13 protein-coding genes are annotated in these 14260 nt (G+C 67.7%); 5 read left to right on the top strand and 8 right to left on the bottom strand.

The features are described 5' to 3' along the window. Positions 1-106: 106 nt before the first annotated feature. From EV678_RS01285 to EV678_RS01315, 7 genes are all read right to left on the bottom strand, one after another. Positions 107-916 (bottom strand): MetQ/NlpA family ABC transporter substrate-binding protein, encoded by an 810-nt coding sequence (locus tag EV678_RS01285; protein WP_130458224.1) that lies wholly within the window; start codon positions 914-916, stop codon positions 107-109. Between the two features lie 46 nt (positions 917-962). Further along, positions 963-1538 (bottom strand): cupin domain-containing protein, encoded by a 576-nt coding sequence (locus tag EV678_RS01290; protein ID WP_130458225.1) that lies wholly within the window; start codon positions 1536-1538, stop codon positions 963-965. Positions 1539-1794: 256 nt separating this feature from the next. After that, positions 1795-2598, bottom strand: a complete 804-nt coding sequence (locus tag EV678_RS01295; protein WP_014237133.1) for a MetQ/NlpA family ABC transporter substrate-binding protein — start codon at positions 2596-2598, stop codon at positions 1795-1797. Between the two features lie 256 nt (positions 2599-2854). Beyond that, complete coding sequence (locus EV678_RS01300) at positions 2855-3553, bottom strand: methionine ABC transporter permease (protein WP_014237134.1); 699 nt, start codon at positions 3551-3553, stop codon at positions 2855-2857. Beyond that, the gene (locus EV678_RS01305; protein WP_130458226.1) at positions 3546-4382 is read right to left on the bottom strand and encodes a methionine ABC transporter ATP-binding protein; all 837 of its coding nucleotides are present in this window, start codon (positions 4380-4382) and stop codon (positions 3546-3548) included. Before EV678_RS01305 ends, EV678_RS01300 begins: the two co-directional genes overlap by 8 nt. Before the next feature lie 294 nt (positions 4383-4676). Beyond that, positions 4677-6266: a fatty acid--CoA ligase gene (locus EV678_RS01310; RefSeq protein ID WP_130458227.1), complete on the bottom strand. Its 1590-nt coding sequence runs from the start codon at positions 6264-6266 to the stop codon at positions 4677-4679. 130 nt (positions 6267-6396) lie between these two features. Next, positions 6397-7338, bottom strand: a complete 942-nt coding sequence (locus EV678_RS01315) for a LysR family transcriptional regulator (RefSeq protein ID WP_130458228.1) — start codon at positions 7336-7338, stop codon at positions 6397-6399. A gap of 164 nt (positions 7339-7502) precedes the next feature. Here EV678_RS01315 and EV678_RS01320 point away from each other — a divergent pair, with 164 nt between their 5' ends. From EV678_RS01320 to EV678_RS01330, 3 genes are all read left to right on the top strand, one after another. Further along, positions 7503-8102, top strand: coding sequence for an FMN-dependent NADH-azoreductase (locus EV678_RS01320; RefSeq protein WP_130458229.1), 600 nt, complete (start codon positions 7503-7505; stop codon positions 8100-8102). A gap of 134 nt (positions 8103-8236) precedes the next feature. Then, positions 8237-9154: a pirin family protein gene (locus EV678_RS01325; RefSeq protein ID WP_130458230.1), complete on the top strand. Its 918-nt coding sequence runs from the start codon at positions 8237-8239 to the stop codon at positions 9152-9154. 153 nt (positions 9155-9307) lie between these two features. Beyond that, positions 9308-9814: a DUF2242 domain-containing protein gene (locus tag EV678_RS01330; protein WP_130458231.1), complete on the top strand. Its 507-nt coding sequence runs from the start codon at positions 9308-9310 to the stop codon at positions 9812-9814. A 226-nt stretch (positions 9815-10040) separates the two neighbouring features. Here EV678_RS01330 and EV678_RS01335 read toward each other — a convergent pair whose 3' ends face one another. Further along, on the bottom strand, positions 10041-10436 hold the full coding sequence (locus EV678_RS01335) for a phasin family protein (protein ID WP_130458232.1): 396 nt from the start codon (positions 10434-10436) through the stop codon (positions 10041-10043). Positions 10437-10996: 560 nt separating this feature from the next. Here EV678_RS01335 and dinB point away from each other — a divergent pair. Both dinB and EV678_RS01345 read left to right on the top strand, forming a co-directional pair. Further along, positions 10997-12223: a DNA polymerase IV gene (dinB, locus tag EV678_RS01340; protein WP_235832388.1), complete on the top strand. Its 1227-nt coding sequence runs from the start codon at positions 10997-10999 to the stop codon at positions 12221-12223. A gap of 221 nt (positions 12224-12444) precedes the next feature. Beyond that, complete coding sequence (locus tag EV678_RS01345) at positions 12445-14175, top strand: nitrite reductase (RefSeq protein ID WP_130458233.1); 1731 nt, start codon at positions 12445-12447, stop codon at positions 14173-14175. Positions 14176-14260 lie beyond the last annotated feature (85 nt).

Genomic DNA, 14260 nt, shown 5'->3' on the forward strand with positions numbered 1-14260 from the left:
GGCATTTTCCCCCATTCTGCGCCAATCCGCCGCCAGCCCGTTGCCGGGCCGCCATGAAAAAGGGCCACCCCGGGGTGGCCCTTTGCTTTGGCGCGGGGCGCCGGTCTCACTGCAGGTAGGCGGGGCGGGCGTAGCCCTGGAAGTGCTTGTCCAGCACGGCCTTGTATTCGGGGGACTTGAAGGCGGCGACGATGTCCTGGGTCCAGGGCTTGTGCTGGTCTTCCGTCTTCACCGCCACCACGTTGAGATAGTGGTCCGGCGTCTTTTCCAGGGCGATGGCTTCGCTCAGCTTGAGGCCGGAGGCGATGGCGAAGTTGCCGTTGATGACGACGAAGGCGGCATCGTCCAGGGTGCGGGGCAGCTGGGCGGCCTCGATGGGGGTCAGCTGCAGCTTGTGGGGGTTCTCCGCCACGTCCTTCTCGGTGGCCTTGAGGGGATCGGTGCCCGGCTTCACCTTGAGCAGGCCGTTCTGTTCCAGGAACACCAGGGCCCGGGCCAGGTTGGAAGGATCGTTGGGCAGGGTGATGCGGTCGCCGTCCTTCAGTTCCTTGAGACTGGCGCGCTTCTTGGAATAGAGGCCGAGGGGGGCGATCGGGGCCTTGATCACGTCCACCAGGTTGAGGCCCTTGTCGGCGGCGAATTTCTTCAGGTAGATGACGTGCTGGAACAGGTTGGCATCCAGGGAGCCCTGGGCCAGGGCCAGGTTGGGCTGCACGTAGTCGTTGAATTCCACCAGCTTCACGCTGTAGCCCTTCTTTTCCAGGATGGGCTTGATGCCCAGCTTCAGCTGGTCGAAGTTGGGGCCGGCGGTGGCGCCGAGGGTCAGGTTTTTCTTCTCCTGGGCCAGGGCGCCCGGGGCGGCGGCGGCCAGGCCCAGGGAGAGGGCGGCGGCCAGCAGGGTGTGGATGATTTTCATGGCAATGGCTCCGGTGGGGATGGTTGGGGTTGTTTTCTACGTTGGCTCAGTGGCTGTCGGTGCCGGCCTGCAGCAGGCCCAGCAGGGCGGGGTCGGCCTGGCGCCCGGTGTAGTCGGCGACCCACTGCTTCTCCCGGGAAAAGAGGCGCAGGGCCTTGAGCCCAGGGTCGGGGCCGAGGGCGAACCAGTGTTCGGTGCCGGCGGGGACTTCCAGGTAATCGCCGGGGCCCGCTTCCAGCAGCACCTGGCTGCCATCCGCCCGGACTACGCCGAAGTAGCCGGTGCCGGCCAGGATGTAGCGCACCTCGTGGTCCGTATGGGTATGGACCTGGGCGAACTGTTGGCGCAGGCGGGGTAGCTCGGGCAGGTCGGCGTGAAAGGCCACCAGGTCCCGGCCGGCCCCGGCGGGGGCCTGCACGGCCTGGCCCAGGCTGGCGTCGAGGTGTTGCAGCAGCTGGGCCTGTTGCGCCGGGTCCAGTTCGGGCCGGGCCAGCAGGGCGGCGGTGTGCGGGTCCTGGGGCAGGGGCAGGTGGCGCAGGGTCAGGCCCAGGCTGCGGGCGAGGGCGTTGACGGTGGCCGGGTCGGCTTCGTACTTGCCATCGGGGGTGAACAGGCGTGCCATGCAGGGGCTCCAGTGGTTGCGGGCGGGGGCCGATCGCTGCGATCGGGCCCCACGCCGGAAGTGAGGATGAGAGCCACTTTAGGGAATCGCCGGCGCCGGCGGAAATACCGATTGGTGGGGTCGATATGCGGCGGCGGAATATGGGGCAGGGGACGCGCCCGGCCAGAGGGGCGGCGGATGGTGCCGGCCAAGAAAAAGGCCGCCCGGAGGCGGCCTGTGGCGGGGCGGTTAGGCCGGCTTGGGGCCGGCTGTCCGCTTACTGCCAGTAGTTGGGGCGGGCGTAGCCCTGGAAGTGCTTGTCCAGCACGGCCTTGAATTCGGCGGACTTGAAGGCGGCGACGATGTCCTGGGCCCAGGCCTTGTTCTGGTCTTCGGTCTTCACCGCCACCACGTTGAGGTAGTGGTCCGGGGTCTTTTCCAGGGAGATGGCTTCGCTCAGCTTGAGGCCGGAGGCGATGGCGAAGTTGCCGGGCACCACCACCAGGCCGGCGTCGTCCAGGGTGCGGGGCAGCTGGGCGGCTTCGATGGGGGTCAGCTGCAGCTTGCGCGGGTTCTCCGCCACGTCCTTCTCGGTGGCCTTGAGGGCGTCGATGCCGGCCTTGACCTTGATCAGGCCGTTCTGCTCCAGGAAGTGCAGGGCCCGGGCCAGGTTGGAGGGATCGTTGGGCAGGGTGACGCGGTCGCCGTCCTTGACGTCCTTGAGGCTCTTGGCCTTCTTGGAGTAGAGGCCCATGGGGGCCACCGGCACCTTGACCACGTCGGTCAGGTTGAGGCCCTTGTCGGCGGAAAACTTCTTCAGGTAGATGACGTGCTGGAAGACGTTGGCGTCCAGGGAACCCTGGGCCAGGGCCAGGTTGGGCTGCACGTAGTCGTTGAATTCCACCAGCTTCACGCTGTAGCCCTTCTTTTCCAGGATGGGCTTGATGCCCAGCTTGACCTGGTCGAAGTTGGGGCCGGCGGTGGCGCCGATGGTCAGGTTCTTCTTCTCCTGCGCGAAGGCGGGAGCCGCCGCCAGGCCCAGGGCCAGACCGGCAACGAGGAGGGAACGGATCAGTTTCATGTGTTTGGACTCCGTAGTTGGGGGTGAATCAAAAGCGTTGGCCACAGAGGGCACAGAGATCACAGAGGGGGTTCATTCTCCGTGGGGTAGGGCGAGGGGCCTGGAAGGGCCGGTGCCCTGGCAGCCAATAGAGACGGACTTCTCAGCCGTGCCATCGTGGAAAATGGCGTCCCTATTGCCTCCCGGGCCTATTGCCTTTCGCTTTTTTCTCTGTGCTCTCTGTGTCCTCTGTGGCTAAAAAGGTTTCCTACTCAGCTCAGCGCTTGTCCACACGCCGCGCCAGCCATTGGCCGAAGAACTGGATGCCCTGCACCAGCACCACCAGCAGGACGATGGTGATCAGCATCACATCGGTCTGGAAGCGGTAGTAGCCGTAGCGGATGGCCAGGTCGCCGATGCCGCCGCCGCCCACCACGCCGGCCACGGCGGAGTAGGAGAGGAAGCTGACGGCGGTGATGGTGACCGCCAGGATCAGGCCGGAACGGGCTTCCACCAGCAGCACCTGGGTGACGATCTGCAGGGGCGAGGCGCCCATGGCCTCGGCCGCCTCGATGACGCCCCGGGGCACGTCGCGCAGGGTCTGCTCGATGATGCGGGCGAAATAGAAGATGGCGGCCAGGGATAAAGGCACGCTGGCCGCCAGGGGGCCGATGGAGGTGCCGACGATGTGCCGGGTGAAGGGCGACACCGCCACCAGCAGGATGATGAAGGGGAAGGAGCGGAAGACGTTGATGAAGCCGTTGGCCACCAGGTTGAAGCGGCGGTAACGGCCCAGCACCTGGCCGGGGGAGGTGAGGAAGACCAGGATGCCGAGGGCGCCGCCGACGATGACGGCGGCGGTGAGGCAGATCAGCATCATCAGGCCGGTCTCGCCGGCGGCCTTGCCGATTTCCGGCAGCAGTTCGATGAAGGTGTCGAGGATGGTGGGCACGGGGGCCAGGGTTTCATCAGCCATGGGCGGCCTCGCTCAGCAGGTGTTGGGGGGCGGGCTCGGCGGCGGCTTCCTCGGCGTCGCCTTCGGCATCGCCGTATTCGCGCAGCCACTGGGCCAGCTGGGAATCCGGCGGGATGCGGCCGTTGGCGATGGTCAGGCGCTCGACGATGGAGCCTCCTTCCATCACCGAGACCCGGTGGCAGAGGCGACGGATGACGCCCATCTCGTGGCTCACCAGCAGGATGGTGACGCCCAGGCGGCGGTTCACGTCGGCCAGCACTTCCAGCAGGGACTGGGTGGTGCGGGGGTCCAGGGCCGAGGTGGGCTCGTCCGCCAGCAGCACGTGGGGCTCCGGGGCCAGGGCCCGGGCGATGGCGACGCGCTGCTTCTGGCCGCCGGAAAGCTGGGCCGGATAGACCCCGGCCTTTTCGGAGAGGCCGACGAATTCCAGGCAGGTCTTCACCCGCTCGTTGATGCGGGCCTCGTCGGCCCCGGCGATGCGCAGGGGGAAGGCCACGTTGTCGGCCACGGTGCGGTTATGCAGCAGGTTGAAGTGCTGGAAGATCATGCCGATGCGCTGGCGGGCGGTGCGCAGGTCGGCGGGGGAGAGGGTCATCAGGTCCTGGCCGTGCACCACCACCTGGCCGGCGTCGGGGCGTTCCAGCAGGTTGGCCAGGCGCAGCAGGGTGGACTTGCCGGCGCCGGAGAAACCGATGATGCCGTGGATTTCGCCCGGGGCCACGTCCAGGTCGGTGGGGTGCACGCCCACCTGCTGGCCGTCCGGGGTGCGGAAGCTTTTGCTGACTCCCCGTAGCGCCAGGGCGGGGGAATCGGTGTTTTGAGTTGTCATTATGGGAAAACGCTGTTCTGGATGGTTCGGGTCGTCGTCGGGCACCTTGGGACAGTCAGGCTCGCCGAAAGTGCCGCGGGCGCCGGCTGGCGGGGACTTGCGCCGGGCCGGGGGCCGGGCGGGAAGCGCGGCGCCAGGGAGGGGAAAACCGCAAAGGCGGAACTTTAGCCCTCGAACCGGGGGCTGACAAGCCGCTGAATGCTATGGATTTCCCGTAGCTGCCGTGTTTTTTCCCCTTTTCCGGTGCCGGGTTCCGGGGGGAAAGGCGCCATGCCCATCCCCGCCGGCCCCCACTTACCCCGCCTGGCGCAGCAGGTGCTTCTGGATCTTGCCGCTGGTGGTCTTGGGCAGGGCCTCGATGAAGTGGTAGCGCCGGGGCCGCTTGTAGTGGGCCAGCCGGTCTCCCTCCAGGAGGAAGTGGTCCAGGGCCTCCCGGGTCAGGGTGGCGCCGGGCTTGGCCACCACGTGGGCGGCCACCACCTGGCCCCAGGTGTCGTCCGGCTCGCCCACCACCGCCACTTCCAGCACCCCGGGGTGTTCCACCAGGGCGTCTTCCACTTCCCGCGGATACACGTTTTCCGCCCCGGAATTGATCATGTGGTCGATGCGGTCGCGGATCCACAGGTAGCCGTTGGCATCCAGGCTGCCCAGGTCGCCGGTGTGGTACCAGCCGAAGGCCAGGGCCCGGGCGTTGGCCTCCGGGCGGTTGAGGTAGCCGCCCATCATGCAGGGGCCCCGCACCAGGATTTCGCCCACCTCGTCCGGAGCCGCCAGGTCGGCGGGGTCCGAAGGACTGCCGTCGGCCTTGACCCGGGCCACCAGCAGATCGTGGTTGAGGGAGGGCAGGCCGGCGGAACCGGCGTGGGAGAGCTGTTCGTGGGGGTAGAGCACGGACATGCAGGGCCCCATTTCCGTGGTGCCGTAGATCTGCACCAGGCCGGCGCCCACCTTCTTGTCCCATTCCCGGATCAGGTGGGGCGCCATGGAGGCGCCGCCGTATTCCACCAGGCGCAGGCTGGAAAGGTCCCGGCTGGCCACGTCCGGGTGATGCAGGAGCAGGGTGACCATGGTGGGGGCGGCGAAGAAATGGGTCACCTTCTCCACCTCGGTCAGGCGCCAGGCCTCGCCGGCGTCGAAGCGGCGCAGCAGCACCTGGGTGGCCCCCAGCTGCAGGCGGGGCAGGAAGCTGGTGTGCAGCTCGGCGGTGTGGTTCAGGGGCGCCACCGCCAGGCCCACGTCCTCCCGGGAGAGGGTCATGGCCTGGTGCATCATGGCGTTGTGGGCCAGCTTGCTGCGGTGGGTGTGCAGCACGCCCTTGGGCCGGCCGGTGGTGCCGCTGGTGTACATGAGGATGCAGTTGTCGTTTTCCTCCACGATCACCGGCGGCAGGGTGGCGGGCTGGTGCCGCACCAGCTGGTCCAGCCTGGCGGTGGCGAAGGCGGGGGCTGCGTCAGAGTCGGCGTAGATCCAGTGGGCCGTGGGCACGCCATGCTCTCGCGCCTTTTCCACCACCTCGCTGCCTTCCTTCTCGAACAGCAGCACCTTGGCCTGGCCGTCCTCCAGGATGAAGGCCAGCTCCTGGGCCGCCAGGCGGTAGTTGATGGGATTGAAGACGGCCCCGACCCGGGCGGCGGCCAGCAGGGAAAAGACGAAGGCCGGGGTGTTGTAGAGGAAGGCGGCGACCACGTCGCCCTTCTGCACGCCCAGGGCGAGGAGGGCGTGGGCATGGCGGTTCACCTCGGCGTTGAGCTGGGCGTAGGTCCACACCCGGCGCTGGGTCGGCGTGTGGTGATCGCCGCCCTCCCAGGCAATGAGGGCGGGCTTGTCGGGGAAGTAGCGGGCGGGCCAGGAAAGGGTGTCGCCCAGGGTCAGGCCGCGGCTCATGGGCGGACTCCGGCGGGGCGGTGGGACTTGGTGTGCATGGCGATGGGGCCCGGGAGGGGCGCGGCGGCATTGAACAGGCTGCCACTGTAGGGCCCGGCCCGCAGGGCTGTGAAATACCGCTTGTGTCTTTCTATATTCCGCCGCGGCCCGGGATCGGGTTATCCGGCACGTCCAGGGTCAGTCGCAGCATGTCGATGAAGGCGGCGGTGCGGGTGGGCAGCAGGCGCCGCCCCGGGGTGACGCACCAGACGGTGACGCAGGGCAGCTCCCATGCGGGCAGCAGGCGCTGCAGCTGGCCACTTTCCACATAGGGGCGGGCGAAGCGGTGGGCCAGGCCGACGATACCCATGCCGTGGGCCGCCAAGGTGCGCTGCATGCCCACCGAGTTGGCCGTCAGGGGGCCCGTGGGCAGGCCCTCCCAGCGCTCGTTGCCGCAGGAGAGGCGCCAGGGCTGGGCCTCGCCGTTGCTGGTGATGAGGCGCAGGCAGATGTGCTGCATCAGCTCGGCCGGGGCCCGGGGGGCGCCGTGGCGCTCCACGTAGGCCGGGCTGGCGTAGAGGCCGGAATGGAACCGGGTCAGGGGCCGGGCCACCAGGCTGGTGTCGTCCGGCAGCTGGCTGGCGACCCGCACCGCCAGGTCGAAGCGTTCCGCCAGCAGGTCCACCCGGCGCGGCGAGAGGTCCAGTTCCAGGCGCACCGCCGGGTAGTGGGCGGCGAAGTCGATGAGGGCCGGGGCCAGGTCCAGCTCGCCGAAGTCCGGCGGCATGGAGACCCGCAGCACGCCCTGGGGTGTGGCCTGGCGGTGCAGGGCCAGGGCGGCGGTGGCTTCGGTTTCCTCCAGCAGGCGGCGGGCGTGGTCCAGGATGCCTTCGCCGAATTCGGTGATGGCCAGGCGCCGGGTGCTGCGGGTCAGCAGCCGTTCCCCCAGGGTGCTCTCCAGGGCGGTGATGCGGCGGGAGAGGGTGGACTTGGGCAGGCCCACCCGCTCGGCGGCCTTGGAAAAACTTCCCGCTTCCATGATGCGGGCGAAGAGCACCAGGTCGTTGGCGTCCAGCTTGAGGTCGGGGGTCATGGCGGGCTCCGGGCGTAAAGGGTCTGTCGTTGCATTGATGGAACAATGATATCCATTCGAATGGCTTCCGGTGCGTTATTGCGGGTAATAAAGTGCACTCAACGGTTCGCCGGAGCAGCATCCGCCAGCCCGGCCCCGCACCCCAACCCCACGGAGAAGCCATCATGAAAATCCTGCAGATCAACGCCAGCGCCCGTTCCGCCGGTGCCAATTCCACCCGCGTCGCCGATTCCATCACCGCCCGCCTGCAGGCCGCCCATCCCGGCGCCCTGGTGGAAGTGCGGGACCTGGCCGCCAATCCCCATCCGGTGCTGGACGAGCCGGCCCTCTCCGCCCTGTTCACCCCCGCCGAGCAGCGCAGCCCCGAGCAGGCCGCCCGGGTGGCCCTGGACGACGCCCTCATCGCCCAGGTGCAGTCCGCCGACGCCATCGTGCTGGGCGTGCCCATGTACAACTTCGGCGTGCCGGTGCAGCTGAAGGCCTGGATCGACGCCATCGCCCGTGCCGGCGTCACCTTCCGCTACACCGAGAACGGTCCCCAGGGCCTGATTACCGGCAAGAAGGTGTACGTGGCCCTGGCCCGGGGCGGCCTCTACCGCAACACCCCGGCCGATTCCCAGGTGCCCTACCTGAAGAGCGTGCTGGCCTTCCTCGGCATGACCGACGTGGAATTCATCTACGCCGAGGGCCTGGCCATGGGGCCGGATGCCGCCGCCAAGGGCTTCGCCGAAGCCCAGGCCCAGATCGACGCCATCGCCGCCTGAGCCTGACGCTGCCGGTCCGCTCCCCTGCCTGCGGGCATCGGGCCTGGGCCGGCGCTGTCCACCGTTTAACCTGGGAGGCCCGTCCTCCCCGCCGCCGTCCCGCCCGGGACGCGGCTTCATCAGGAGTCCATGCCATGACCACTCTCCACCGCACTGCGCCGCCGGCCGCACCGGCTGCCGCCAACGCTGCCAATGCCGCCTCCCGGGCCGTGGAACGCCTGGTGCGGGGCATGGCCACTTCCGACGGGGCCGGCGTGCGCCTGACCCGGGTGCTGACCCAGAACCTGCAGCGCCGCCTCGATCCCTTCCTCATGCTCGACGCCTTCCGCAACGAAAACGCGGAGGACTACATCGGCGGCTTTCCCGACCATCCCCACCGGGGCTTCGAGACCGTCACCTACATGATCGCCGGCCGCATGCGCCACCACGACAGCGTCGGCAACGAGGGCCTGCTGGGCCCCGGCGGCGCCCAGTGGATGACCGCCGGCAGCGGCCTCATCCACTCCGAACTGCCGGAGCAGGAGGAGGGCCTGATGGAAGGCTTCCAGCTGTGGCTCAACCTGCCGGCCAGGAACAAGATGGTGGCGCCCTACTACCGGGACATTCCGCCCGCCGCCATTCCCGAATACACCACCGCCGCGGGCGTGCGGGTGCGCATCATCGCCGGCGCCAGCCAGGGCGTGGCCGGGGCCGTGCAGCGCCCGGACACTGAGCCCCTCTACCTGGACATCCACCTGCCTGCCGGCAGCGCCCTGTTTCATGAGATTGCCGCCGGCCACAACGCCTTCACCTACACCTACCGGGGCAGCGTGGAGGTGGGCGGCAATGTGGTGCCCGACCGGCACATGGCCATCCTGGCCAACGACGGCGCCCCCGGCGTGCACCTGGCAGCGGCGGAGGATTCCCGCCTGCTGCTGGTGGCGGGCCGGCCCCTGGGCGAGCCCATCGCCCAGTACGGCCCCTTCGTCATGAACACGGCGGAGGAAATCCAGCAGGCCATGCGCGACTACAGCGCCGGCCATTTCGCCGCCGCCCCGGTGCGGGCCCTGTAGCTTTTCTCCTTCTCCCCTGGCAACGCCGCCGGCCTTTCGCCGGCGGCGTTTTTCTTTGGCACTGCCATCTCCGGCGGGGCATGAAAAAGGCGCCGAAGGGGCGCAAAATTAGGGGGTGCGGGGCCGCCCGGCCCCGGCGGAAGGGAGAACGACATGAAACGATGCGCCCTCTTGCTGCTGCCCCTGCTGCTGGCCGCCTGCGGCGGTCCCGGCAGCTATGCGGAACGGGAGGATTTCCAGTCCGACCCGCGCCATCGCCGGGATTTCCCCACGGCGGCGGCGCCCCTGTGCGATGCGGCCCGGCGGGTCCTGCTGGGGGACGGCTACGTGGTGCTGCCCGGGCGCGATGCCCTGACCTTCAGCGGCGCCAAGGAATTCCGGGTGGACGACAAGGGCCACGCCCAGCTGCGCCTGCACCTGGCCTGCAGCGAGGCGCGTGGCGGTGCCACCCTGTTCGTCACCGCCACGGAAGAGCATTTCGACGTCAAGACCACCCGCCAGAGCACCAGCGTCGGTGTGCCCCTGGTGGCCCCCATTTCCTTCAGCAGCAGCACCGAGGGCGACAACCAGGTCAAGACCCGGGGCGAGACCGTGGCCGCCCGGGATTTCTACGAGCGCTTCTACCGGGCGGTGCAGCGGGAACTGGGCGGCCGCGAGTAAAGACGGGCAGGGAAGGGGGAAGGAAAGGGGGAAGGAAAGGGGGAAGGAAAGGGGCAGGAGCGCCCGGTCCCATTCCCAGTGCGGGGCAGGGCAGGGGCGGAGGCCGCAGCGGGTGTCGCGGCCTGGAGCGGGGGCGCCAAAACAAAAGGCCGAATCTCCAGGAGATCCGGCCGTCCTCATGGTCGAGCAAGCGCCGGGCGAGGCCGGCGGGTCCCCCTATTTTTTATTATTTGATCGGCTTGCCCAGGCGGGTGACGGCGGCCACGGCGTGTTCCACCGTGGCGGCGACCTGCTGACCCATGTCGGTGACCTGCTGCTGCACCCGGGCCTTGTGTTCCTGCTGGCTCATGGTGACGATCTGCTGGGCGTTCTGCAGGTAGGCCAGGGTCTGGCCCAGGACCGGCTGGGTGGCCTTGGTCTGCAGTTCCAGCACTTCCTGGGCCGACTTGGCGCCCATGACGCAGCGGATGTGCTCGATGCCGTGTTCCAGCAGGGCGCGGGCGGTGTTGAGGTTGAGGTTGGCGAGACGCTCGATGCTGGCGAAGCTGCCGTGGGCCAGGTCCAGGGTGTTTTCCATATTGGTCCTGGTGACGGCCAGCAGATGGTTGTGCAGATTGATCATGTTATTACCCCTAGCGTTGTCTTATAAGTATCGGTGTCGATGTATCGAGCGGCGCCATCATAGCCACGGCAACCCTGCCTGGGACCCGGGTCGAGTCCCGGGAATGACCCTGGGGTCTCGCCTAGGTGAGAAGCCGGCGGGGATGTGTTAGCCCGGTGCCGCCCGTGCCTGCGGACGGTCCCGGCGCCGGTCGTCGCCCTCTGCGGCAGAGGGCGGGCGGGCCTGGCGGCGGAACCCTTTACCCCCGATGACAAAAGGGGTAAATGCATCTTACGCCCACTCTGGAAGCCAATGAATACGCCACTCTCCAGAGGTCATATGCCAAGAGTCCTACTGTAAGTGGCTTTCCGGGGAGGTGGTCTGTTAATGCCCATGGAATAAGCGCTGCCCGGCAGGTCCGATGAAATCAGGCATCTCCTTGGCGCTATTGATGCGCTGCGACATGGGAACGGTGGCAGAGGCAAGGTGGCAGATGAAAGGCGACGTGGGACGGGCGGCGCGCCGGCAGGCCGGGGCAGCCTCTTAACGCCCCGGCCGATGTACTGTATATTTATACAGCCATGAAGGATGAGCCCTGCCAACTCCCTGACGATTCCCGTGCCCCGGTCCCGCCCGCCGACCTGCCCGCTGCCGCGGCGGCGCCCGAACGGCGCATCGCCCACCTGGACATGGACGCCTTCTTCGCCTCGGTGGAACTGCTGCACTACCCGGAGCTGCGGGGCCGGCCGGTGGTGGTGGGCGGCCGTGCCGTGGACCGGCCCCGGCGCCAGGCCGACGGCAGCCTGCACTTCGCCCGCCTGCGGGACTACGTGGGGCGCGGCGTCATCACCACCTCCACCTACGAGGCCCGGGCCCTGGGCGTCTTTTCCGGCATGGGACTGATGAAGGCGGCCCAGCTGGCGCCCGACGCCATCCTGCTGCCGGCCAACTTCGACGCCTACCGGGACTATTCGCGCCGCTTCAAGGCCGCCGTGGCGGCCATCGCACCCTGTATCGAGGACCGGGGCATCGACGAAATCTACATCGACCTCAGCCACATCGAGGAGGCCACGCTGCCCCTGGCCCGGCGCCTGAAGGCGGCGGTGCTGGCGGCCACCGGCCTCACCTGCTCCATCGGTATCACGCCCAACAAGCTGCTGTCCAAGATATGCTCCGACCTGGACAAGCCGGACGGCATCACCGTGCTCGGCATGGAGGAGGTGCCGGCGCGCATCTGGCCCCTGGCGGCGAAGAAGATCAACGGCATCGGCCCCAAGGCCAACGAACGCCTGGGCCAGCTGGGCATCCACAGCATCGGCGACCTGGCGGCGGCGCCGCCGGAAATGCTGGTGCAGCACTTCGGCCGCAGCACCGGCGCCTGGCTGCACCGGGCCGCCCACGGCATCGACGAGCGGCCCTTGAGCACCTCCCGGGAGCCCAAGTCCATCAGCCGGGAAAGCACCTTCTCCCGGGACCTGCACGCCCGCCACGACCGGGCCGAGCTGTCGGAAATCTTCACCGGCATGTGCCTGCGGGTGGCCGACGACCTGGCGCGCCAGGGCTACGTGGCCCGCACCATCGGCATCAAGCTGCGCTATGCGGACTTCCAGTCGGTGACCCGGGACCTCACCCTGGCCGTGCCCACCGCCGACGGGGCGGCGATCCGCAAGGCTGCCGGCGAATGCCTGAAGCGGGTGCCCCTGCAGCAGCGCCTCCGTCTGCTCGGAGTGCGGGCCAGTTCCCTGCTGCCGGCGGCGGCAGCGGCGGCCCTGCCATCACCCCTGGTCCAGGCCGAACTGCCCCTCTAGGGCCGGGGCGGCGTCCCCGTTTTTCGGGGGGTGGCGATGGCCTTTTTTCGCGTCGCCGGGACCATGCCGGCGGGACAACCTTGACGCGCGTCAAGCCTGCACGGGGCGCGGAACCCAGCTGCCACCGTGACGCCCGATTCTATTGACCCTGATCAAAGTACGTTTTCTGCCGCTGAAGAAATTGGGGCCTCCTCACTCAATTTTTTCAGGAACAGGGAGCCATGAAAACGAAGCGTTTCAACCTACTCAGGCTGGCGGCCATTCCGGCCCTGGCCTTTGCCGTGCAGTTCGCCTTTGCCGGCACGCCGGAATCCCACGGCGACGCCACCATGCGCGATTACCAGGCCGGCGGCGGCTCGCCCCTGGCCAGCGTGCCCATGCACCAGGACATCAATCCCCTGGCGCCGAAGATGACCGAGGCCGAGTTCGAAAAGGCCAAGCGCATCTTCTTCGAGCGCTGCGCCGGCTGCCACGGCGTGCTGCGCAAGGGCGCCACCGGCAAGGCCCTGACGCCGGACCTGACCATCGCCAAGGGCCTGGAATACCTGAAGGTCTTCATCAAGTACGGCTCTGCCGGCGGCATGCCCAACTGGGGCACTTCCGGCGTTCTCAGTGACGACGAGGTGGACCTCATGGCCCGCTACATCCAGCAGACCCCGCCGGCCCCGCCCGAGTACGGCCTGAAGGAAATGGAAGCCAGCTGGAAGGTGATCGTGCCGGTGGAAAAGCGGCCGAAGAAGAAGCTCAACAACCTTAACCTGGACAACCTCTTCTCCGTCACCCTGCGCGATGCGGGCGAGATCGCCCTGATCGACGGCGACAGCAAGAAGATCGTCAGCATCCTCAACACCGGCTACGCGGTGCACATCTCCCGCATGTCCGCCTCCGGCCGCTACCTGTTCGTCATCGGCCGCGACGCCAAGATCAACCTCATCGACCTGTGGATGGAAAAGCCGGACACCGTGGCCGAGATCAAGGTGGGCATGGAAGCCCGCTCGGTGGAAAGCTCCAAGGCCAAGGGTTTCGAGGACAAGTACGCCATCGCCGGCACCTACTGGCCGCCCCAGTTCGTCATCATGGACGGCGACACCCTCAAGCCGCGCAAGATCGTCTCCACCCGGGGCATGACCGTGGGCACCCAGGACTACCATCCGGAACCCCGGGTGGCGGCCATCGTCTCCTCCCACTTCAATCCGGAATTTTTCGTGAACGTGAAGGAAACCGGGATGGTCTATTCCGTGGATTACCGTGATCTCAGCAACCTGAAGATCAAGATGATCGAGGCGGCCCCCTTCCTCCATGACGGCGGTTTCGAATCCACCCACCGCTACTTCATGGATGCGGCCAACGCCTCCAACAAGATCGCCGTCATCGACACCAAGGACGGCAAGCTGGCCAAGCTGGTGGACGTGGGCAAGACGCCCCACCCGGGCCGGGGCGCCAACTTCGTCGATCCCAAGTTCGGTCCCGTGTGGGCCACCGGCCACCTGGGCGACGATTCCATCTCCCTCATCGGCACCGACCCGGTGAAGCACGGCGACAACGCCTGGAAGGTGGTGCGCACCCTGAAGGGCCTGGGCGGCGGTTCCCTGTTCCTGAAGACCCATCCCAAGTCCAAGAACCTGTGGGTGGACACCACCCTCAATCCGGAAGCCAACATCAGCCAGTCCGTGGCGGTGTGGGACGTGAACAACCTGGACAAGGGTTACGAGCTGCTGCCCATCGGCGACTGGTCCGGCATCAAGGAAGGCCCCAAGCGCATCGTCCAGCCCGAGTACAACAAGGCCGGCGACGAAGTGTGGTTCTCCGTGTGGAACGGCAAGGACCAGGAATCGGCCATCGTCGTGGTGGACGACAAGACCCGCAAGCTGAAGGCCGTCATCAAGGACCCCAAGCTGGTGACGCCGACCGGCAAGTTCAACGTTTACAACACCCAGCACGATGTGTACTAATTGGGTCTAGCCTCTCCTGAAGCGGCATCCCAGCAAGACGAGAGAAGGTGCGCCTTCTCTCGTCTTTTCATTGGTCACCCCTAGC

The organism is Azospira oryzae, assembly GCF_004217225.1.
GTDB classification, from domain to species: Bacteria; Pseudomonadota; Gammaproteobacteria; order Burkholderiales; family Rhodocyclaceae; genus Azospira; species Azospira oryzae.